Origin of the sequence: Enterobacter huaxiensis, assembly GCF_003594935.2 — a bacterium.
In the GTDB taxonomy this organism is placed as follows: domain Bacteria; phylum Pseudomonadota; class Gammaproteobacteria; order Enterobacterales; family Enterobacteriaceae; genus Enterobacter; species Enterobacter huaxiensis.
This window is the reverse complement of sequence record NZ_CP043342.1, coordinates 2,607,899-2,628,527: the sequence shown is the minus strand read 5'-3', so window position 1 is coordinate 2,628,527 and position 20,629 is coordinate 2,607,899. Positions and strand designations below refer to the sequence as shown.

The following is a 20,629-nucleotide window of genomic DNA, read 5'->3' as shown; positions in this document are numbered from 1 at the left end:
CCGCGCAGGTTACTGCGCGGTTGGTTTCAACAGGCTGGCGGCAGATGATTTATGCCCGGCCAGATGCTGATGCTGGAAAATGCACATGCGGATGGTGTTGCGGTACTCTCCGTTGATGAAGAATTCGTGAATCAGCTCGCCTTCCACCATAAACCCGAGTTTGCGGTAAATATGGATTGCCTTTTCGTTCTCTTTATCCACGATGAGATAGAGCTTATACAGGTTTAAGACGTTAAACCCGTAGTCCATCGCCAGCCTGGCGGCGCGTGACGCCAGTCCTTTTCCCTGATGCTCGGGAGAAATGATGATCTGAAATTCCGCGCGGCGGTGCACGTGGTTGATCTCAACCAGCTCGACCAGACCCGCTTTGTCACCTTCGCACTCCACGACAAAGCGGCGTTCGCTCTGATCGTGAATGTGCTTGTCATAGAGATCCGACAGCTCAACAAAGGCCTCGTAAGGCTCTTCAAACCAGTAGCGCATTACGCTGGCGTTGTTGTCGAGCTGGTGGACAAAGCGTAAGTCTTCTCGCTCCAGCGGACGAAGCTTAATGTCATACTTTGCTGACATTACGGCGCAACCGTACGGCCAGTGCGGCGATCCAGACAGCGCAGGGTGTTTGGCTCCCAGTACGCATTGGTGTTTGCACTTTGCTGACACTTATCACGCGCATCGAACGCAACGTCTGCTTTGTCCCACTCTTTTTCAGCGCGGGTGTTTACCTTATGGCGAAGGTTGCGGGTGTCATTCCATTGTTCTTTGTCCATGGCGGCGTTCTGGCGGCTTTGCGCGCTATCCCCAGACTCAATGATGAGTTTGCTGGTTTCGGCCGTAGCCGCTGTGGCGAAGGCGAACGAGGACAGCGCCAGCAGGGCTGTCAGACAAAGGCGTTTGCTTAATGTTGTCATAGCGTTTCCTTTAAAGTGGGTGCAGATAATCGGTTAACCCAGCCACGATTCTACACCAAACCGAAATTGCGGCATACCCGCGCCGCAGGTATGGAAAAGTAAAGGCCATTATCGCGTATGATGTCTAAATCAATCCTCACGAAAACCTAAAAATGATCAAAACGACGCTGCTTTTTTTTGCCACCGCGCTGTGTGAAATTATCGGGTGCTTTCTACCCTGGCTTTGGCTGAAGAAGGGGGCGTCCGTATTGCTGCTGATCCCGGCAGGCGTTGCGCTGGCGCTGTTTGTCTGGCTCTTGACCCTCCATCCCGCCGCCAGCGGGCGAGTCTATGCGGCCTACGGCGGGGTTTACGTCTGCACCGCGCTGCTGTGGCTGCGGGTCGTCGACGGCGTCAGGCTGAGCGTGTACGACTGGGCCGGCGCGCTGGTTGCGCTGTGCGGCATGCTGATCATTGTGGCAGGCTGGGGGCGCGCATAAGCGCCCTTATTTTGTGATCTCTCGCTGATTTTATGATCATTATACTTGTATGGTAGTAGTGTAGTTGCGTAAATTTCCTTCATCACAACGAGCGATGCAAGGAACTGGATTATGAAGATTGTCGGGGCTGAAGTATTTGTTACCTGCCCGGGGCGTAACTTTGTCACCCTCAAAATCACCACCGATGAGGGAATCGTGGGGCTTGGCGACGCCACCCTGAACGGACGCGAACTCTCCGTTGCTTCTTACCTGAAAGATCACCTCTGTCCGCAGCTGATTGGCCGCGATGCCCACCGAATCGAAGATATCTGGCAGTTCTTCTATAAAGGCGCGTACTGGCGCCGTGGGCCGGTCACCATGTCGGCTCTCTCCGCCGTGGATATGGCGCTGTGGGATATCAAAGCCAAAGCCGCCAATATGCCGCTCTATCAGCTGTTGGGTGGTGCATCCCGCGAAGGGGTGATGGTTTATTGCCATACCACCGGCCATACCATTGACGACGTGCTGGAGGATTACGCCCGCCATAAAGAGATGGGCTTCAAGGCGATTCGCGTGCAGTGTGGCGTGCCGGGAATGAAAACCACCTACGGCATGTCTAAAGGAAAAGGGCTGGCGTACGAGCCTGCGACCAAAGGCGACTGGCCGGAAGAGCAGCTGTGGTCCACTGAAAAATACCTCGACTTCACGCCAAAGCTGTTTGATGCCGTGCGCAGCAAGTTTGGCTTCAATGAACACCTGCTGCACGACATGCACCATCGCCTGACGCCAATAGAAGCCGCGCGATTTGGCAAGAGCATCGAAGCATTCCGCATGTTCTGGATGGAGGATCCAACGCCTGCCGAGAACCAGGCGTGCTTCCGCCTGATACGCCAGCATACCGTCACGCCTGTTGCGGTGGGTGAAGTGTTTAACAGCATCTGGGATTGCAAACAGCTCATCGAAGAACAGCTGATTGACTACATTCGCACCACCATTACCCATGCGGGAGGGATCACCGGGATGCGCCGTATCGCGGACTTCGCGTCGCTCTACCAGGTGCGCACCGGCTCGCACGGGCCGTCGGATCTGTCGCCGATTTGCCACGCCGCCGCGCTGCATTTCGACCTGTGGGTGCCGAACTTCGGCGTGCAGGAGTATATGGGCTACTCCGAGCAGATGCTCGAAGTCTTCCCGCACAGCTGGCGCTTCGACAACGGCTATATGCACCCGGGCGACAAGCCGGGCCTGGGCATCGAGTTTGACGAGAAGCTGGCCGCAAAATACCCGTACGATCCGGCCTATCTTCCGGTCGCACGCTTAGAAGACGGCACGCTGTGGAACTGGTAAATGAGGAATGCACGATGAAAAGCGTAGTGATTCAACAGCCTGATGAACTGGTAATAGAAGAGCGTCCGCTCCCGACACCCGAAGCCGGCGACGTGCGCGTCAAAATCACGCTTGCGGGGATCTGCGGTTCAGACAGCCATATCTACCGCGGCCACAATCCCTTTGCCAAATATCCGCGCGTAATCGGACACGAGTTTTTTGGCGTCATAGACGCCGTGGGCGAGGGCGTGGATAGCGCCCGTGTCGGCCAGCGCGTATCGGTGGACCCGGTAATCAACTGCGGACACTGCTATCCGTGCTCGGTGGGCAAACCGAACGTCTGCACCTCGCTGGTGGTGCTGGGCGTCCACCGCGACGGCGGCTTTAGCGAGTACGCCGTTGTGCCCGATAAAAACGCATGGCACATCCCGGATACGATCCCCGATAAACATGCCGTCATGGTGGAGCCATTCACCATTGCCGCCAACGTGACGGGCCACGCAAAGCCAACCGAACAGGACGTTGCCCTGATTTACGGCGCGGGCCCGATGGGGCTGGTCACCGTGCAGGCGCTAAAGGGCGTTTACAGGGTGAAGCAGGTCATCGTCGTGGACAGGATTGACGAGCGCCTGGCAATGGCGCAGCGCAGCGGGGCTGACTGGGTATTCAACAACGGCGAGCAGTCGCTTCAGACTGCGCTGGATGAGAAAGGGATCAAGCCGACGTTAATTGTTGACGCCGCCTGCCATCCGTCGATTTTGCAGGAGGCAATAGCCCTGGCCTCTCCGGCGGCACGCATTGTGCTGATGGGGTTCTCCAGCGAGCCGAGCCAGGTAGTACAGCAGGGCATCACCGGCAAAGAGCTGTCGATTTTCTCCTCGCGCCTGAACGCCAACAAATTCCCGGTCGTGATTGACTGGCTGAAGAGGGGGCTGATCGACCCTGAAAAACTGATTACCCACACTTTTGACTATCACCACGTTACAGACGCAATCGAGCTGTTTGAAAAAGACCAGCGGCAGTGCTGCAAGGTTTTGCTCACGTTCGGACAATAACACTTCACGCGGTTAAGAGCCTGCGCAGACAGGCTCTGAGTGGTACGCATCTTACCCTTTAGAGATAGCCATTATGACTCAAGCACAACCTCAAAGAACGACCTCAGATCTGGTAAAAGCCGCCGTGTCCGGCTGGCTCGGCACAGCGCTGGAGTTTATGGATTTCCAGCTCTATTCGCTGGGGGCCGCGCTCGTTTTCCATGAAATATTCTTCCCGGAACAGTCCGCTGCGATGGCGCTCATTCTGGCGATGGGGACTTACGGCGCAGGCTATATTGCGCGCATCGTGGGGGCCTTTATTTTCGGCAGAATGGGGGACAGCATTGGCCGTAAAAAAGTGCTGTTTATCACTATCACCATGATGGGGATCTGCACCACCCTGATTGGCGTGCTGCCGACGTACGCGCAAATCGGGATTTTCGCGCCCGTATTGCTGGTCACGCTGCGCATTATTCAGGGGCTGGGCGCAGGGGCGGAGATCTCCGGCGCGGGTACGATGCTGGCGGAGTACGCGCCGAAAGGGAAGCGCGGCATCATCTCCTCGCTGGTCGCGATGGGCACCAACTGCGGCACGCTGAGCGCGACGGCTATCTGGGCGGTCATGTTCTTTGCTCTCGACCGTGAAGAGCTTGTTGCCTGGGGCTGGCGTATCCCGTTCCTCGCGAGCGTGGTGGTAATGATCTTCGCAATCTGGCTGCGAATGAACCTTAAAGAGAGCCCGGTATTTGAGAAAGTAAATGAGGCTGAAGCGGCGCCAGCAGCGCAAGAAACCTCTCTCGGCGCGATGTTTAAAAGCAAGTCCTTCTGGCTGGCGACCGGCCTGCGGTTTGGACAGGCGGGCAACTCCGGTTTAATCCAGACATTTCTGGCAGGGTATCTGGTGCAGACGCTGCTGTTCGATAAGGCAATCCCAACCGATGCGTTGATGATCAGCTCCTTCCTCGGCTTTATCTCTATTCCGCTACTCGGCTGGCTGTCGGATAAAGTCGGGCGCCGTCTGCCGTATATTATTCTCAATATCTCAGCCATCATCCTTGCCTACCCGATGCTGTCGATCATCGTCGATAAAAGCTATGCGCCGGGCACGATCATGCTCTCGATTATCGTTATCCATAACGTCGCGGTGCTGGGGCTGTTCGCGCTGGAAAATATCACCATGGCGGAGATGTTTGGCTCGCGTAATCGCTTTACCCGCATGGCGATCTCTAAAGAGGCAGGCGGTCTGGTCGCCGTTGGTTTTGGGCCGGTGCTGGCTGGGATATTCTGCAATATGACCGGTTCATGGTGGCCAATCGTCGCCATGCTGATGGTCTATTCGGTGATTGGGCTCATCTCTGCCGTTCTGATGCCAGAAGTGCGTGACCGTGATTTGAGCCTCGCGGAGGATGCCGCCGAAGTGCCTCACAAAGAGCGCGTTGCGTATGGCGCACTCTCTTCAAGACGCTAGTGGTTTATATCTTGAGTGACTTATCACACAACTTATCATTCATGTCACACCACATGGACAAAAGTTAATATAAATCAATATCTGAAAATGAAGGTTCAGTATGGTTGATGGCAGATATTTTTTTACCTCAACTGCCATTCTAGTTGGTGTAGTAAGCAGGCGCGGCCGCTCTGATAACAGAGCGGCTGCGGATCTCAGCTTTGATAAATTAACGAGTCTCAATCATGGAAAACCGGTTATTACAGGCGAACGCGACGCAGCCTCAGTACGATCGCGACAGCCTTAAGTCACGCATTGTTCATTTAGGGTTTGGTGCATTTCACCGTGCGCACCAGGCGGTGTACACCGACATTCTCGCAGCTGAACACAACAGCGACTGGGGTTACTGTGAAGTTAACCTGATTGGTGGCGAACAGCAGATTGCCGATCTTAAGGCGCAGGATAATCTCTACACCGTGGCGGAAATGTCTGCCGACGCGTGGACGGCGCGCGTGGTCGGCGCCGTCAAAAAGGCCCTGCACGCGCAGGTTGACGGGCTGGAAACCGTTCTGGCCGCGATGTGCGAACCGCAGGTGGCGATTGTTTCGCTGACCATCACCGAGAAAGGGTACTGCCACTCTCCGGCGACCGGACAGCTGATGCTCGATCATCCGTTTATTGTTGCCGATTTGCAAAACCCGCATCAGCCGAAATCTGCTGTGGGCGTGGTGGTAGAAGCGCTGGCGCGCCGCAGAGCGGCCGGTTTGCCCGCTTTTAGCGTCATGTCCTGTGACAACATGCCGGAGAACGGTCATGTGATGCGTAACGTCACCTGCGCCTATGCCCGCGCGGTTGATAGCGAACTGGCGGACTGGATTGAGGCCAACGTGACCTTCCCGTCAACCATGGTGGATCGTATCGTTCCCGCGGTCACTGCCGAAACGCTGGAAAAAATCGAACAGCTGACTGGCGTTCGCGATCCGGCGGGCGTGGCCTGCGAGCCGTTCCGCCAGTGGGTGATTGAAGATAACTTTGTTGCCGGGCGTCCGCAGTGGGAAAAAGCGGGCGCAGAGCTTGTGTCCGACGTCATTCCGTTTGAAGAGATGAAGCTGCGTATGCTTAACGGCAGCCACTCGTTCCTGGCCTACCTTGGCTATCTGGCGGGCTATCAGCATATTAACGACTGCATGGAAGATGAACATTATCGCGTTGCGGCACATGCGCTGATGCTAAAAGAGCAGGCGCCAACGCTAAAAGTGAAAGGCGTCGATTTAGCCCACTATGCTGATCTGCTCATTGCGCGTTACAGCAACCCGGCCCTTCGTCACCGCACCTGGCAGATCGCTATGGACGGCAGCCAGAAGCTGCCGCAGCGTATGCTTGATTCCGTACGCTGGCATCTGGTGCACCAGAAGAGCTTCCCGCTGCTGGCGCTGGGCGTAGCAGGCTGGATGCGCTACGTGGGTGGCGTGGACGAGCAGGGGAACGTGATAGACGTAAGCGACCCGCAGCTGGCGGTCATTCAGGCTGCGGTAAACGGCAGTGCGGAAGGCGAAAGCCGGGTGAAAGCGCTGTTGGGCATTGAGGCTATCTTTGGTAAAGAGCTCCCGCAGGAAGCGGTCTTCGTTGATGCAGTAATGAAAGCGTATCAGACGTTGCTGCAGAAGGGGGCAAAAGCGACGGTTAAGCACTACGCAGCGCAGCTGTAATTACGCACATGCCGCCATTCGTGGCGGCATGTCGTTACCCGGATCAGTGCATGCCCAGGCGAATCAGCTCAATCGGTTCGAACTTACCCTCGCATCCTTCCACTTCCACCGTTTTGCTCCGACGCACCTGCGCGGCGTCGAGGCCCTCGCTGTGAATCGCTTTAATCAGGCCGGTGCGGCCAGTGCCGCTGATCATGACCCGGCTGCCGGTGGTAATGGCGTTACGGTTACGGTCGTATGTCATCATGGTATTTTCTCCTCTCTAACTATCCGCTACGGCGCTATTTTGCGTGCTGCCGTTGACGGGCATTATTAATACGCCTCTCTTCGCATAAAATATTTGTTTTTGATCAAGGTCACGCTTTTTTGTTCTTTCTGCGGCCGCTGACGATTCAGGACGGTAATTTACAAAGTGGACAGTTATTTTCCTTAATGGATAATTTACCCCTGCAAGCGTTGAGGGTTTGTTTATATTGCTAATGGCACTCTTAAGGCAGGAAATAATCCTCTCATCGGAATTAGGAGTCAGGCTTATGTACAAAAAGATTTTGATGCCTGTTGATGTATTTGAAATGGACTTGAGCGATAAGGCGGTGCGCCACGCGGCTAACCTCGCAAAGGCGGAAGGCGCAACCATTACTCTGGTAAACATTTTGCCTAACAGCAGCCGCTCGTTGCTGCGCGGATTCAACGCGGATATTAAGAAGTTTGAAGAGTATATGACCGCGGAGTCTGAGAAAAAAATGACGGCGTTAAAACGTCTCTTCGATCTCTCGCCGGACAATATTCACTGTAAGGTCTGTTTCGGCAACGTGCGTGACGAAATTATTAAACTGAGCAAAGCAGGGGAATATGACGTGATTGTCATCGGGTCGAAAAACCCGAGCATGACGACCCACCTGCTTGGTTCGAATGCCGAATCAATCCTTCGCTATGCCACTATTCCGGTCCTGGTAGTCCGCTAAAAAGCTTCGCCGCCGCCGAAAGGCGGCGGCGAAGATTATTCTTCGCTAAACCACTCGCTGTTTTCCTGACGAATGAGCTGCACCGATTCGCTAATTTCCTGCAGGTGCAGAGTCATCGCTTTTTCTACGCCCTCAGCGTCACGCTTGTTCAGCGCATTAAAAATATCGTGGTGCTGACGGAGCAACATCTCCGGCGGCGAAACGTGATCCAGGCTCATATAGCGCACGCGGTCGATGGTGGCTTTGATGTTTTCAATGGTGTCCCACGCGAGCTGGCAGTCGGCAATTTGCGCCAGCTTCTGGTGGAATTCATCATCCAGCTGGAAAAAGTCGTTCAGCTGCTTGCGGTCTATCGCAATACGCTGCTGATGCAGGTTCTGTTCGAGCAGATAAAGCTGGTTGTCGTTAATCAGCGAGGCGGCGCGGCGCACGACGGCGCACTCAATCGCCTGACGCACAAAACAGCCGTTACGTACCTGAGAAAGCGAAATCTTATTAACATAGCTGCCGCGCTGCGGACGGATCTGAATCAGGCCGTTTTCCGCAAGCTTAATAAAGGCCTCGCGCACGGGCTGTCGGGACACGTCAAAACGCACGGACACTTCTTTTTCAGAGAGCGGCGTACCCGGTGGGATCAGGCAGTGAACGATGTCACGTCGCAAAATACGATAGATCTGCTGATTAACGGGCTGGGTAGGATTAAGTTGGGATTCAGCGGCCATGGGTTGTGGTTTCTCAGAGAGTTAACCTGAACATACTACCATTCTTTTAACGACCATCACATACCCGGCCCGCAGGCCGGGAAGGGCAGATTAGCCGCGATGGACGCTCAGCCCGGCGAAGCTTTGACTGACCGGCATCATTTCGACGGTATTGATGTTGACGTGTTTTGGCAGCGTTGCCACCCACCAGACCGCTTCAGTGATGTCTTCCGGTGCCAGCGCGTTGGCGTTTTCGTAGGTTTTATCCGCTTTCGCGTCATCGCCCTTGAAGCGCACGTTGGAGAACTCGGTACCGCCCACCAGGCCAGGCTCGATGTCGGTGACGCGCACGGCGGTCCCGTGCAGGTCGGTGCGCAGGTTCAGGCTAAACTGGCGTACGAAGGCTTTTGTCGCGCCATAGACGTTACCGCCCGCGTAAGGCCAGCTTCCGGCCGTAGATCCGATGTTGATCACGTGACCGCGGTTACGTTCAACCATTCCCGGCAATACCGCGCGCGTCATGTACACCAGCCCTTTATTGTTGGTGTCGATCATGTTTTCCCAGTCTTCGACGCTGGCTTTGTGCGCAGGCTCCATGCCCAGCGCCAGGCCGGCGTTGTTGACCAGAACGTCGATGGCCTGCCACTCTGCGGGCAGGTTTGCCATCATCTCTTCGATGGCGGCGCGGTTGCGGACGTCAAGCTGTGCGGTCAGGATGCTGTCACCCAGCTCCTCTTTCAGCTCCTGCAGACGTTCCTGACGACGACCCGTAGCAATCACCTTATGCCCGTTGGCGACGAAGCGACGCGTGATGCTTTCACCAAAACCCGCTGTCGCCCCGGTAACTAAAATAATCATCTCACTGTTCCTCAACGCTTTTTGTGTTGTATTACCATAGCACGCTCTCCGGCACGCCGTTAAGGCAACATTTGTATGACGGCATTGCAGGCATTGGCTGGCTGGCCTACTCTGGGGGGATATACCGTTCTCAGGAGTAAAAGATGTCGGCCAATAATCCTTTTTATGAAATCAGCCAGCTGCCTTATCAGGCTCCGCGTTTTGATGAGATTAACGATAGCCACTATCGCCCGGCATTTGATGAAGCGATGTGCCAGAAGCGAGCCGATATCGAGGCTATCATCGCGCAAACTGCCGCACCGGACTTCAACAACACCGTGCTGGCGCTGGAAAAAAGCGGCGCCATGCTGTCGCGCGTAAGCAGCGTTTTCTTCGCCATGACCTCTGCACACACCAATGATGACCTCCAGACGCTGGACGAGCAGTTTTCGACAGAGCTCGCCGGGCTGGCCAACGACATCTGGCTTAACGATACGCTGTTCTCCCGCGTGGAGGCGGTCTGGCAGGCGCGAGCGGCGCTGGATGCGGAATCCCGTCGGCTGGTGGAAGAGACGTACCAGCACTTTGTGCTGGCCGGTGCGCGCCTTACCGCCGAAGAGAAAGCGGAGCTGAAAGCGCTGAACACCCAGTCAGCGTCCCTGACCAGCCAGTTCAATCAACGCCTGCTGGCGGCGGATAAAGCGGGCGGAATGGTCGCCGATGAGGTTGAGCAGCTTGAGGGATTAAGCGCTGATGAGATTGCCACTGCCGCGCAGGCCGCCGCCGAGAAAGGGCTGAACGACCGCTGGCTGATCCCGCTGCTCAATACTACCCAGCAGCCCGCGCTTTCTGCGCTAACCAACCGCCAGACCCGAGAAAACCTGTTCAAGGCCGGATGGGAACGCACCCAGAGGGGCGATGAAAATGACACCCGCGAGCTGATTACGCGTCTTACCGCCCTGCGCGCGCGTCAGGCGACGCTGCTGGGTTTTGCGGATTACGCGAGCTGGAGCACCGCGGATCAAATGGCCAAAACGCCTGCGGCGGCGCTGGCCTTTATGCGCGGAATCGTCCCCGCGGCGCGCGCGCGGGCCGAGCGTGAGCTGGCGGACATTCAGAAAGTCATTGATGACGAGCAGGGCGGCTTCACTGCCCAGGCCTGGGACTGGGCGTTCTATGCCGAGCGCGTGCGCCTGGGTAAATACGCGCTCGATGAGTCGCAAATCAAGCCCTACTTTGCGCTTAATACCGTGTTGCACGACGGCGTATTCTGGGCGGCCAGCCAGCTGTTTGGGATTAGCTTTGTCGAGCGGTTCGATATACCGGTTTATCACCCGGACGTTCGCGTATGGGAAATATTCGACCATACCGGCGAAGGCATGGCGCTGTTCTACGGTGATTTCTTCGCCCGCGATTCCAAAGGCGGCGGGGCGTGGATGGGCAACTTTGTTGAGCAATCCCATGAGTTTGCCGCGCGTCCGGTGATTTACAACGTGTGTAACTATCAAAAGCCGGCAAACGGGCAGACGGCGCTGATCTCCTGGGACGACGTGATTACGCTGTTCCACGAGTTTGGCCATACGCTGCACGGCCTGTTCGCCAGCCAGCGCTTTGCCACGCTTTCAGGCACCAACACGCCGCGTGATTTCGTGGAGTTCCCGTCACAAATTAACGAGCACTGGGCAAGCCATCCGCAGGTCTTTGCCCACTATGCCCGTCATTTTGAAACCAATGAGCCGATGCCGGATGCACTGCGGGAGAAAATGCTTAACGCAACCCAGTTCAACAAAGGCTACGACATGACGGAGCTGCTGAGCGCGGCCCTGCTGGATATGAACTGGCACAGCATTAGCGGTTCAGTGAATGGCGTTGAGAATTTCGAAGCCGAAGCGCTGAAAAAAGAGGGGCTGGATCTGCCGGCGGTGCCGCCGCGCTATCGCAGCAGCTATTTTGCCCATATTTTCGGCGGCGGCTATGCGGCGGGTTATTACGCCTATCTCTGGACGCAGATGCTGGCCGACGATGGCTACCAGTGGTTTGTCGAGCAGGGTGGATTAACGCGCGAGAACGGGCAAGCTTTCCGTGACGCGATATTATCCCGCGGTAACAGTTCAGACCTTGCGGAGCTGTATCGACAGTGGCGCGGCCACGATCCGCAAATTGAACCCATGCTGGTGAACCGCGGGCTGAGTGCGTAAGGTACAGGGCCGGGTTGATACCCGGCTTTCAAATTAAGAGACCTTGTTGTAAAACTAACCTCAGGTCAGAATAGGGACAACATGGCGAACAACGCAGGCGAGGGATGATGGCGTACCTGGATTATTTATTAACGTTTATTGAGAGCAATCCTGCACTTGCTATCGGTTTTAACATTGTACTGCTGATTATCTCCGGTTTTTTTGCGCACATCATGTGCAAATTCCTGTTAATTAAAGTCGTAAGAAGGGTTTTCTTTTCCAGCCACAAACAGGACGTTCCGTTAGAAAAAGACCGTCGAATTGCTGAGAAACTCTCCAACTTCGTTCCGGTGATCAGCGTATATTACGTTCTGCAGTTTATGCCGAATATGCCAGCGTCCCTGGTGACGGCGATAAATACCGTGTGTGGGATATTATTTTTTATATTTCTGTCGGTATTTATCAATGAGATGCTGGATATTGTTAACAGCTCTTATCTGCGAAAAACCAAGCGAAAAAATCACTCTATCAAGGGCTACATTCAGATAGGAAAAATAGTCGTCCATATCATTGCCGCCATCATGATTATTGCGGTGATGTCTAATAAATCCCCTGCCATAATCATTTCAAGCCTCGGTGCGGTTGCCGCGGTACTCATGCTCGTCTTCCAGCATACGTTACTTTCCCTTGTCGCCAACGTTCAGCTTTCATCTAATGATGTGCTTCAGCTTGGCGACTGGATTGAAATGCCGGATAAAAACTTAAGCGGAGAGGTGACCGACATTGCCCTGCACACCATTACTATCCGCAACTGGGACAATACGATCTCGCGTATCCCGACCAAAAATTTCTTAACAGAAACCTATACCAACTGGCAGGCGATGTTTTCGTCCGGGGCGCGCAGAATAATGCGCAGCACCACCATCGATCAGCATTCGGTCGTGTTTCTCAATCAAGACATACTCGCGCCCATGCTGGCAATACGCGGCGTGAGTGAACCGCTTGCAAAGCTGCTCGACGGCCGCGATCCCACGGGGGTTGCCGACAGCTGGTTCGTTGATAACGGGCTGACAAACTTAACGCTGTTTCGTCATTATATGATGGCATACCTGGCCGAACGGCCGGATATCATTAAGGATATGTACATCGTGGTGAGAACGTTAAAGCCGTCGGCATCCGGGATCCCGCTGGAAATTTACTGTTTTACCACGTCCACGATGTGGATGGATTATGAAAATACGCAATCCGCCATTTTTGAATATATTACTGCCGTGGTGGAGAAATTTTCGCTCCGTTTGTACCAGTACCCGGCAGGTCACGATTTCTGGCGTTTGTCTCAGAAAGGGTAAAACAGGCCGGGCGTATAGCCCGGCGCGCTTTGCTTACGCTATCGCGTTAGGGCACTCTTCACCCTTCTCCAGCTGCTGCAGATTCCCGAGCGTGGTTTCGGAAATGCTGATCAGCGCTTCGGCCGTCAGGAACGCCTGGTGGCCGGTAAACAGAACGTTATGGCAGGCGGACAGGCGGCGGAAGACGTCATCCTGAATCACGTCGTTAGACTTGTCCTCAAAGAACAGATCGCGTTCGTTTTCATATACGTCCATCCCCAGCGCGCCAATCTTCTGCGTTTTCAGCGCTTCGATGGCCGCCTGGGAGTCTATCAGTGCGCCGCGGCTGGTGTTGATGATCATCACGCCGTCTTTCATCTGCTCAAACGCCGACTGGTTAAGCAGATGGTAGTTTTCCGGCGTCAGCGGGCAGTGCAGAGAGATAACGTCTGACTGCGAGAACAGCGTGGCAAGGTCAACATACTCCACGCCAAGCTCCAGCGCGGCAGCGCTTGGGTACGGGTCAAACGCCAGCAGGCGCATGCCAAAGCCTTTGAGGATGCGCAGGGCCGCCACGCCGATTTTACCCGTACCGATCACGCCCGCAGTTTTGCCGTACATGGTGAAACCGGTCAGGCCTTCCAGTGAGAAATTGGCATCACGGGTGCGTTGATAAGCGCGATGAATACGTCGGTTTAGCGACATCATCATGCCAATAGCGTGTTCAGCGACGGCTTCCGGCGAGTAGGCCGGAACGCGCACTACCTTCAGACCCAGCTCCTTCGCCGCGTCGAGATCGACGTTATTAAAGCCAGCGCAGCGCAGGGCAATGTATTTCACCCCGTGTTTTTTCAACTCTTCCAGCACCGGGCGGCTGCCGTCATCGTTCACGAAGATACAGACGCCTTCGCAGCCGTGCGCCGTTTTGGCGGTTTTTTCGGTCAGCAGAAAGTCGAAAAATTCAAGATCGAATCCGTAATCCTCGTTAACATGTTGCAGATACTTTTTGTCGTACTGCTTTGTGCTATAAACCGCGAGTTTCATAAGACTTTCTCCAGTGATTTTGCATTCACGTTAGCATGATTAAAATAATCTTACAATTTATAAAATATTATTGAATTCAATAAGTTCTATGAATTATTCTAGAGCATATTTAGGTAATAACTCTATGATTTTAAAACGACACAGCGTTCATCAGAATATACTTGGCCTTAGACCAGTTCTATTGGCCATCGAGCCAGCATTGCAGGAGAGAGGAGTTAAGCAGTAACCCGGCTTTTAAGGTGGGATGGCATAGGTAAAAGGCCGGTGAACCGGCCTGGAGGTAACACTAAAATTTAAAAATTAGCTTGCCGTCAGTTATAGGTAATAGTGAATACAGCCGCTCCGTTCGCAATACCTGCCTTAACTTCCGCTTCATATTGAACATAGCGTGCTTTTAGCGGGATAGTGAAATTCGAGCCATCTGTCGTAGGTAAATTTTGAAGATTGAAGGTGCCGGAACCATCAACACTCAAAGAGGTGGTAGAATTACGTTCCGATAATTCGATTCCAATACCTTCCGCAGCCGTCGGCCCGCTTTCCAGCTTCGCCAGCAGGGGATTGTTGTCGACAATGCCGTAAACGCTGTTAAAACCGAGGGCAACTTGGTTTGGCGTACTTGTGCCTGTTGTCACATCTGTTGCTTCCCTGTAGGCGTGGTTACCATAGCCTACAAAAGCAGGGCAATCCCTCAGGAGGATGTCGAAATTTTTCCACGACGTGGCGCTGCCGATGCCCCCGAAGTCAGAACGATTGTGAGTTCCCAAATCCACGTCGACCACCGATGTAGTCAGTTGACAGGTTTTGGTGTACATCGTTATTGCCCCTGTGAAACTAAGTGTGACAAATGTGTGATCTATGATGTCGGGCTTTTTCGAACCCGACGTGATTTGGAATGTCGGAAGCGATGACCCCAGAACCTGGTGGGTGCCAGGCGCAATCGGACCGGTTTTGATCAACTGGACGTCGACCCGTGCGAACTGGCCCACGCCCTGCGTCAATGTGCCATAACTTATTTCCAGCTCGTTTTCCCAAGTCGCAGGGAATTGGGTGTTTGTACCTGAGCCAATTATGGTAAATGTTGCACCGATCCCGGGAACATTCGTTGGGTAAACAGACTTTTCACCTGCAAGGGTAGGCGCACCTGATGGGGTGGTGATTGTGTCCACTTTGTTGTAAACGTGAAAGGCTATCGGGTATTGGCCAGTTTCGAGATCTTCTACTGTAACAGTACAAAAATAGGAAGTTGTCCGGGCATTTCCCATAAATCGTCCGGTGTAGAGTACCTGACCAACAGGTACATCTTCACCCACTGTCGACATGCCTGGTCCAACCACCGGAATGCTCAGGTTCTCGTAGAAAGTGTCTGTAAACCCACAGGTATATGCTTGTGTTTGTAGTGTAAAAAGCGCTAATGCGCCACAGATTACGCGGCTCATTGCACGAAATGAATGCCTAAACAGGCAGCATAAACGCTGAGTTATATCCATAATCAGGATCCTTTTGTGTCCGTAACTACTGTGCGTGTCCCTGGGCGTAGCGATACAGTTCCACCGTTTACTCGCAGCGTGAGTTGAATTTGATAGCATTACTTTTTTCCAGATCCGCATTAGCGGGTAACATATAACGCACCTGACACTGCTGGTCTGATGCCCGACCCCAGACAACTCTGACGTTGCCTTCCATTGACGGCACGCGGGCGAACAGTTTTCCGCCCTGACCGACGACGCCTATGTGTCGCCCGTCCTCGTCGAAAGCTTCTGCGCCGAAGGGCAGGGGTTTACCGCTTGTTGTTGGTGCATCTATCAGTGCGGGATAGCCTACGGTGGTATCGTATTTCACTTTCACTACCGCTCCGCTGTATGGCGCAACTTTCTGACTTGTCAGGTTAAGTTCGACATTGTTGGACAGACCCTTCGGGCTGATCTCCACTTCATTAAGTTGGTACGCCGTGAGGTAAGGAATAACGGCGTAGCCGAAGCTATCAATTTTGATGCCCGGATAGCTGACCATGCTTGCGCCTTTCGCACCTTTAGCCTCAACCAGGGCATAGGTATCGCCACTGTATGGAGAGAGTGTTAAACCGCCTGAGTGCGCCACCAACGCGCCGCTGAGCCCTGCCGACCAGGTCTCATAGTGATTACCGCCACCCGCTAAACTGTTCAGCGTGGTATAAGGTGTCCGCACCGAACCATTCATCACTAAGCTGCTATTGCCGCTGCGCTCACCGCTCTGCCGATTATGTCCCGCAGTCACGCTGTAACTATATTCATTCTCCGCGCCGGATGTACCGGAGGCGAACAGCTGTTCATTTAGTGTATTGCCTGGTCCGCGTGTGAGGGTGGACCCTACTTGACTAAAGCCCATCAGCCCATCCAACGGAAGAGTCAGATTTAGCATATAGGTGTTTTGAAACCGACCGAAAAGGTCCTGATTTCGATTGATACTCAGGCTGTAGCTAAGGTTCTTGAATCGGTTGTTGTATCCGAACTGGTATTGACGTTCTTTAGCATGGTCATTCCAGTAGGCCTGTTGCCATGCACTCACATAAAACTGTCCCCAGCCGGGCGGCAGCGGCTGTGAAGCGCTAATTAAGAGTCTGTCTTTAGTTCGTCTCGCGGTTTTTCCGCTGCGGTTCTCCGAATGCAACTCGGAGGTGGTCATGGCCGTCATGAAGTCCATATAGCCATCGGTAGAGTACCGATAGGCCGCAATGGAGAGGTTGCTACCTGTACTCTGGATGACATTGCTGTACTTCAGCTGGTAGCTTTCCCCTGACATTTTCTCCCAGCCGATTCCCAGGCGGGGACGAGCATGAGTTGCATCCAAAGAAAATGTACCAAGTGGGGTGCCCACAGCCGCACCGCCCTGTATCGCCTGGTATGCGCCGTTTCCCTGCATGCCGCCATAAAGCGTCAGGGCGTTAGATACACCACGTCGATACGTCGCTTCTGCGAGAGTGGGTTCCTCGCGAAGCTGGCTTGAACGTATTTTGCCGAAGGTCAGGCTGTAATGATGCGTACCTGGGCGCAAGAGGTTACTCGTTGCCGTATACGGAATTTGAAAATTCTGCTGCGAACCATCGGCTTCTTCAATAGACACCTCAAGATTGCCGCCATAGCCCGTTGGATAAAGATCGGTGATTTCGAAAGGACCCGGTGCGACGGATCTCTCATATATGATGTTACCGTTCTGTCTGATGATAACGCGTGCAGCAGTCCGGGCATTTCCCCTGACTACGGGGGCGTATCCTTTAACTGAGTCAGGTAACATTTGTTCTTCATTGGCAATTTGCGCTCCTCGAAACGAAAGGGTATCGAACAATTCACCCTTAGTATTAGCATCACCTAAAAGCAAACGTCCTTGAATATTGATAATGTCACGCTGCAGGTAGGTGTTAATATTATTGTAATCGCTGTCGGTATCGGAAGTTTTGGTATAAACGCCGTTATGACGGAAGTACCAGCCACCAAAATTAAACCCGCTATTGAAGTTGCCATAAAGAATGTCGTTATCTTTACCATTATAACGGGTACTCCCGGCGTTGAGGTTATAACCCAATGTAGCAGCAGTAATCCCCGTATCCCATTGTTCAGGATTCACGTAACCTCTGGGACGAGTGATGAGATACACCTCTGGCAAGTTGAGATTAAGGGATTGCTCATTGGCATCGAAAGACACGCTGTTATCTGGCAACAGACGATTCAAAGAAAGGCATTCTCCACTCTCATCTGAGTTATTGTGAGCTGCAATCATTATTTGCGCTTGTTTCGGGAGTTGCTCAATATTGATACCTAACGCAATCAGGGTCCTGGGTTTAATGCAAATATCCGTTCCCGGAATATCCTTTTCGCTTACAATTCTGTCCTGAACGGTAACGTCATCGCGGCCAATACGGCGATCGTTCACGATAAGTTCAACACTGTGTCGGCCTGCGGGGGCAAGATCCCGGTTATAGCGGTTCAGATCGATTCTGTTCTGGCTATCAGGACTCATAAAGTGAGGGTTAAACTCAATATCATTATTGGCCGCGCTCTCTGTTGCTAAAGCAAGCAGAACGGCGGCAGCCAGCGGAGACAGCAAATGATGTAAAGGGGACATGTGAGTTCCTTTCACTTTAGCGACGTGAGTTAATGCGCTGCAGTTGAAAAATAATGGGACCGTTTTAAGGCGTGTATTAACTTAGTAATCTCTTGTGCTCTTACTTATTGCCCACTGAAGTTTACTAAGGGGCAACTGACTGTGGCACAGGGGTAATACCGCCGAAATCGTTAATATAAGAAGGGTAAATAGTGCTCAGAATCTTATTGGTCGGAAAGAAGACTTTTCCTCCCGGAGGTAGCATTCCGCCATTAGCAATGGGTTTTTTCCCTTCTTTATCTTCTGCGATATTGGCGAGTGATACATAATATGGCGTGGGGTTGGTGCCCATTACGCCATCCTTTACTTTTTTCCAGCTCACAGATTGGCCGGCCAGGTTTGCATTTCCTGTTAAACCAGAGGGACGATAAAAAATCTTTATGCGAGATCGAAACGCCATCTCCAGCTGGTTTTGCTTCTCTTTGTTCATCGGCGGAACTTCCAGCACGTTTAACCAGAACACTGATTCTTTATCGTTTGGTAATGAATCTCCCGTATACATAAGGCGCAGCGTTTGACCTTTTCCTGCATTGATTCGATTCACAGGCGGGCTAATTGAGAAAGGGGCCTGTGCTGTTTCAGGCGTGGCATTGGCGTTGCCGTCGTCTATCCAGCTTTGCGCCAGTACAGGTTGATTACCTCGGTTATCAATTTTAACCGTTACCTCCCTCTCGCCCGCCGGGTAAACGACACGAGTACCGGTGATGACAATTCCCGCCAGGACTGGGGACGTAAAAGCAACGGATAAAAAAAGCGTTGCGGCATTAAGCCGGGCGGTACGAAGTTTCATTCTATTTTCTCCTGAAAGTGGGGAGCAAAGCTGCTCCCCGAGTAAAGCTCGTTAGCGTCCTGTCTAATCCAGAGTCGGTTAGAAGTAGTTGATGGTGAAATTAACGGAGCTGGCTACAAGACCCGGCGTCGCTGCATCGGTCGCGAAATACTCAACTGCATAGGGCAGCGTTGCGGAACCTGACGACAGATCATAAGTAGAAGAAGAGGTATGCTGGTCTGGACTACCTACCTTGATAGCATTACCCGTAGGTGCATCAACTAATTGAAGCTGAACGTTCGTCGCGCCTGTCCCGTCGGTAATGGTGTTATTGAGACGATAGCCGATAGGATCAACAGTAGAGCCGTTTTCAAAGAAAGCTGCTGCGCTGGTAACGGATGCGGAACCAGAACAATTACTCAGTTCAATATTAAAACCAGTACGTTTTGCGGTTTTACCGGCGGCATTCAGTTGACTCTTGTCAACTGCCTGCAAAATAACGGTAGCCGGGCTGGCATTACCGTCGATGGTAACATCGCAGGTTTTATCCAATACTTCTCCCGTAAAATTAATGGTGCCATTCGAGGCAGCATTTACAGCTGGAACACTACAGGTTGCTACGACTGCGATAGCGAAGAAATGTTTACTCATTTTCATGATGAACTCCATTGTTAAAAAATAATTTCCCTGCCCTGGATTTACGGCATAACTATTAGGGGAAAATCAACTCTGTTTCAATAATGTTTACTTTTTATCGTGGCGAACTTCCTCCATTTGCTTTAGGATGACCATCTGTAATTATCACCATGGGAAAATATTTCATGGGTTAAAATATAATGGCCTGTTTCAAAACTAGAGTGCGGATTTGTGACGTCCATTTTCATTCAATAAAATGCTACGTTTGTTCCAAAATTAAAGCGATTCGGAACAGTCTTCCTTTTACTGAACATGAACATTTCCGCAATATCCCTACAAAGAAGTATACCTGTGGCACAGTTGCAATCTAACAAACCCATGCTGGTATTAACCTTTCTCCGTAGCGCATAGATATATTTGCTAGAGAAACCCATCATGCCGGCAACCTCTTCATGTGAAAACCCGGCTCCAAGGTAAAAAAAAACCTCTGCTTCTCTATCAGAGAATTGATGCAAGGTGAATTTATGGTTTTTTATATGTATCAATGCATTAGCTAGCTCTCTTGAGGTCATCTCCCTGGAAAAAAACCATGGTAGAAAGACTCCTTTTAGCATACCCAGAGTTTTTGCTCTTCCCATTATCGCCAGTTTGCAGAGAGCAATTTCCGGGGTTTTTAATATTTTACGCCTGACATTAATATTGGCTACGGCAAGAACAACAATATCATCTTTTCCCGGGTGGAAATAAAAATCATCTTCATTAATATTTACGTAAATGGAGTTTTTATCGAAGTCATTGCCAGTCAGGGAAAGCTTTAACCCTTCGATAAAGTAGCTATTGTCAGAAATGAAATAAAACGACATTGTTCATTCTCCCACCTCCCTTAGAAAAAACGTGCAAACTATCCCTCCCATATTGAAATGAAAATATGGCGTTTGTGTCATGCGATATTAATTTGCTGATAAGGATTTTTAACGATATGGCATTTCATTTACAATCGTTTTTACCTATCAAGATGATCTTTTTTGATAGGTTGACTGAGAGCGGTTTAAATAGCGTTTATTCATGTTAAAATTAAAGGTAGGTTTTGGTCACATAATCTCTAATAATCCTATTTTTTGAAAATGGAAATGTAAATTTAAACGATCTGTCC

General features: G+C 52.3%; 19 protein-coding genes. 8 read left to right on the top strand and 11 right to left on the bottom strand.

Annotated features, from left to right (window positions below):
• Nucleotides 1-9: 9 nt before the first annotated feature.
• Together speG and D5067_RS12490 are read right to left on the bottom strand one after the other, a co-directional pair.
• Nucleotides 10-570, bottom strand: a complete 561-nt coding sequence (gene speG, locus D5067_RS12495) for a spermidine N1-acetyltransferase (RefSeq protein WP_119934394.1) — start codon at nucleotides 568-570, stop codon at nucleotides 10-12.
• Nucleotides 570-908, bottom strand: a complete 339-nt coding sequence (locus D5067_RS12490) for a DUF1283 family protein (protein ID WP_119934393.1) — start codon at nucleotides 906-908, stop codon at nucleotides 570-572. The genes speG and D5067_RS12490 overlap by 1 nt, the downstream gene beginning before the upstream one ends.
• Before the next feature lie 152 nt (nucleotides 909-1,060).
• Between D5067_RS12490 and D5067_RS12485 the strand changes: the two genes are divergently transcribed.
• From D5067_RS12485 to D5067_RS12465, 5 genes are all read left to right on the top strand, one after another.
• Nucleotides 1,061-1,387, top strand: a complete 327-nt coding sequence (locus D5067_RS12485) for a YnfA family protein (RefSeq protein ID WP_119934392.1) — start codon at nucleotides 1,061-1,063, stop codon at nucleotides 1,385-1,387.
• A 111-nt stretch (nucleotides 1,388-1,498) separates the two neighbouring features.
• On the top strand, nucleotides 1,499-2,713 hold the full coding sequence (manD, locus tag D5067_RS12480) for a D-mannonate dehydratase ManD (RefSeq protein WP_119934391.1): 1,215 nt from the start codon (nucleotides 1,499-1,501) through the stop codon (nucleotides 2,711-2,713).
• 14 nt (nucleotides 2,714-2,727) lie between these two features.
• Nucleotides 2,728-3,747 (top strand): Zn-dependent oxidoreductase, encoded by a 1,020-nt coding sequence (locus tag D5067_RS12475; protein ID WP_119934390.1) that lies wholly within the window; start codon nucleotides 2,728-2,730, stop codon nucleotides 3,745-3,747.
• A 73-nt stretch (nucleotides 3,748-3,820) separates the two neighbouring features.
• The gene (locus D5067_RS12470; protein WP_119934389.1) at nucleotides 3,821-5,194 is read left to right on the top strand and encodes an MFS transporter; all 1,374 of its coding nucleotides are present in this window, start codon (nucleotides 3,821-3,823) and stop codon (nucleotides 5,192-5,194) included.
• A gap of 224 nt (nucleotides 5,195-5,418) precedes the next feature.
• On the top strand, nucleotides 5,419-6,882 hold the full coding sequence (locus tag D5067_RS12465) for a mannitol dehydrogenase family protein (protein ID WP_119934388.1): 1,464 nt from the start codon (nucleotides 5,419-5,421) through the stop codon (nucleotides 6,880-6,882).
• 43 nt (nucleotides 6,883-6,925) lie between these two features.
• On the opposite strand, the gene ydfZ is transcribed toward D5067_RS12465, so the two are convergent.
• The gene (gene ydfZ / locus D5067_RS12460; protein ID WP_119934387.1) at nucleotides 6,926-7,129 is read right to left on the bottom strand and encodes a putative selenium delivery protein YdfZ; all 204 of its coding nucleotides are present in this window, start codon (nucleotides 7,127-7,129) and stop codon (nucleotides 6,926-6,928) included.
• 286 nt (nucleotides 7,130-7,415) lie between these two features.
• Here ydfZ and D5067_RS12455 point away from each other — a divergent pair, with 286 nt between their 5' ends.
• Nucleotides 7,416-7,847 (top strand): universal stress protein, encoded by a 432-nt coding sequence (locus tag D5067_RS12455; RefSeq protein ID WP_119934386.1) that lies wholly within the window; start codon nucleotides 7,416-7,418, stop codon nucleotides 7,845-7,847.
• A 35-nt stretch (nucleotides 7,848-7,882) separates the two neighbouring features.
• Here the strand turns inward: D5067_RS12455 and D5067_RS12450 are convergent, their stop codons facing one another.
• Both D5067_RS12450 and ydfG read right to left on the bottom strand, forming a co-directional pair.
• Entirely contained in the window at nucleotides 7,883-8,569 is a 687-nt protein-coding gene (locus tag D5067_RS12450) for a GntR family transcriptional regulator (RefSeq protein ID WP_119934385.1), read from the bottom strand.
• Nucleotides 8,570-8,659: 90 nt separating this feature from the next.
• Nucleotides 8,660-9,406 (bottom strand): bifunctional NADP-dependent 3-hydroxy acid dehydrogenase/3-hydroxypropionate dehydrogenase YdfG, encoded by a 747-nt coding sequence (gene ydfG / locus D5067_RS12445; protein ID WP_119934384.1) that lies wholly within the window; start codon nucleotides 9,404-9,406, stop codon nucleotides 8,660-8,662.
• 143 nt (nucleotides 9,407-9,549) lie between these two features.
• Here ydfG and dcp point away from each other — a divergent pair, with 143 nt between their 5' ends.
• Together dcp and D5067_RS12430 are read left to right on the top strand one after the other, a co-directional pair.
• Nucleotides 9,550-11,583, top strand: coding sequence for a peptidyl-dipeptidase Dcp (gene dcp / locus D5067_RS12440; protein ID WP_119934383.1), 2,034 nt, complete (start codon nucleotides 9,550-9,552; stop codon nucleotides 11,581-11,583).
• Nucleotides 11,584-11,690: 107 nt separating this feature from the next.
• On the top strand, nucleotides 11,691-12,911 hold the full coding sequence (locus D5067_RS12430) for a mechanosensitive ion channel family protein (protein WP_119934382.1): 1,221 nt from the start codon (nucleotides 11,691-11,693) through the stop codon (nucleotides 12,909-12,911).
• A gap of 33 nt (nucleotides 12,912-12,944) precedes the next feature.
• Here D5067_RS12430 and D5067_RS12425 read toward each other — a convergent pair whose 3' ends face one another.
• From D5067_RS12425 to D5067_RS12400, 6 genes are all read right to left on the bottom strand, one after another.
• On the bottom strand, nucleotides 12,945-13,934 hold the full coding sequence (locus D5067_RS12425; protein WP_119934381.1) for a 2-hydroxyacid dehydrogenase: 990 nt from the start codon (nucleotides 13,932-13,934) through the stop codon (nucleotides 12,945-12,947).
• A gap of 311 nt (nucleotides 13,935-14,245) precedes the next feature.
• A complete protein-coding gene (locus D5067_RS12420) occupies nucleotides 14,246-15,421 on the bottom strand; it encodes a fimbrial protein (protein WP_119934380.1) in 1,176 nt (391 codons plus the stop codon).
• Nucleotides 15,422-15,488: 67 nt separating this feature from the next.
• Nucleotides 15,489-18,032 (bottom strand): fimbria/pilus outer membrane usher protein, encoded by a 2,544-nt coding sequence (locus D5067_RS12415; protein WP_119934379.1) that lies wholly within the window; start codon nucleotides 18,030-18,032, stop codon nucleotides 15,489-15,491.
• A 124-nt stretch (nucleotides 18,033-18,156) separates the two neighbouring features.
• On the bottom strand, nucleotides 18,157-18,861 hold the full coding sequence (locus D5067_RS12410; protein WP_119934378.1) for a fimbrial biogenesis chaperone: 705 nt from the start codon (nucleotides 18,859-18,861) through the stop codon (nucleotides 18,157-18,159).
• Between the two features lie 78 nt (nucleotides 18,862-18,939).
• On the bottom strand, nucleotides 18,940-19,497 hold the full coding sequence (locus D5067_RS12405) for a fimbrial protein (protein WP_119934377.1): 558 nt from the start codon (nucleotides 19,495-19,497) through the stop codon (nucleotides 18,940-18,942).
• Nucleotides 19,498-19,724: 227 nt separating this feature from the next.
• Entirely contained in the window at nucleotides 19,725-20,339 is a 615-nt protein-coding gene (locus D5067_RS12400) for a helix-turn-helix transcriptional regulator (protein WP_119934376.1), read from the bottom strand.
• Nucleotides 20,340-20,629 lie beyond the last annotated feature (290 nt).

Bases quoted from the DNA above. Each gene is read 5' to 3' on its own strand.
- speG (WP_119934394.1), bottom strand. From the start codon at position 570: ATGTCAGCAAAGTATGACATTAAGCTTCGTCCGCTGGAGCGAGAAGAC.
- D5067_RS12490 (WP_119934393.1), bottom strand. From the start codon at position 908: ATGACAACATTAAGCAAACGCCTTTGTCTGACAGCCCTGCTGGCGCTG.
- D5067_RS12485 (WP_119934392.1), top strand. From the start codon at position 1,061: ATGATCAAAACGACGCTGCTTTTTTTTGCCACCGCGCTGTGTGAAATT.
- manD (WP_119934391.1), top strand. From the start codon at position 1,499: ATGAAGATTGTCGGGGCTGAAGTATTTGTTACCTGCCCGGGGCGTAAC.
- D5067_RS12475 (WP_119934390.1), top strand. From the start codon at position 2,728: ATGAAAAGCGTAGTGATTCAACAGCCTGATGAACTGGTAATAGAAGAG.
- D5067_RS12470 (WP_119934389.1), top strand. From the start codon at position 3,821: ATGACTCAAGCACAACCTCAAAGAACGACCTCAGATCTGGTAAAAGCC.
- D5067_RS12465 (WP_119934388.1), top strand. From the start codon at position 5,419: ATGGAAAACCGGTTATTACAGGCGAACGCGACGCAGCCTCAGTACGAT.
- ydfZ (WP_119934387.1), bottom strand. From the start codon at position 7,129: ATGATGACATACGACCGTAACCGTAACGCCATTACCACCGGCAGCCGG.
- D5067_RS12455 (WP_119934386.1), top strand. From the start codon at position 7,416: ATGTACAAAAAGATTTTGATGCCTGTTGATGTATTTGAAATGGACTTG.
- D5067_RS12450 (WP_119934385.1), bottom strand. From the start codon at position 8,569: ATGGCCGCTGAATCCCAACTTAATCCTACCCAGCCCGTTAATCAGCAG.
- ydfG (WP_119934384.1), bottom strand. From the start codon at position 9,406: ATGATTATTTTAGTTACCGGGGCGACAGCGGGTTTTGGTGAAAGCATC.
- dcp (WP_119934383.1), top strand. From the start codon at position 9,550: ATGTCGGCCAATAATCCTTTTTATGAAATCAGCCAGCTGCCTTATCAG.
- D5067_RS12430 (WP_119934382.1), top strand. From the start codon at position 11,691: ATGGCGTACCTGGATTATTTATTAACGTTTATTGAGAGCAATCCTGCA.
- D5067_RS12425 (WP_119934381.1), bottom strand. From the start codon at position 13,934: ATGAAACTCGCGGTTTATAGCACAAAGCAGTACGACAAAAAGTATCTG.
- D5067_RS12420 (WP_119934380.1), bottom strand. From the start codon at position 15,421: ATGGATATAACTCAGCGTTTATGCTGCCTGTTTAGGCATTCATTTCGT.
- D5067_RS12415 (WP_119934379.1), bottom strand. From the start codon at position 18,032: ATGTCCCCTTTACATCATTTGCTGTCTCCGCTGGCTGCCGCCGTTCTG.
- D5067_RS12410 (WP_119934378.1), bottom strand. From the start codon at position 18,861: ATGAAACTTCGTACCGCCCGGCTTAATGCCGCAACGCTTTTTTTATCC.
- D5067_RS12405 (WP_119934377.1), bottom strand. From the start codon at position 19,497: ATGAAAATGAGTAAACATTTCTTCGCTATCGCAGTCGTAGCAACCTGT.
- D5067_RS12400 (WP_119934376.1), bottom strand. From the start codon at position 20,339: ATGTCGTTTTATTTCATTTCTGACAATAGCTACTTTATCGAAGGGTTA.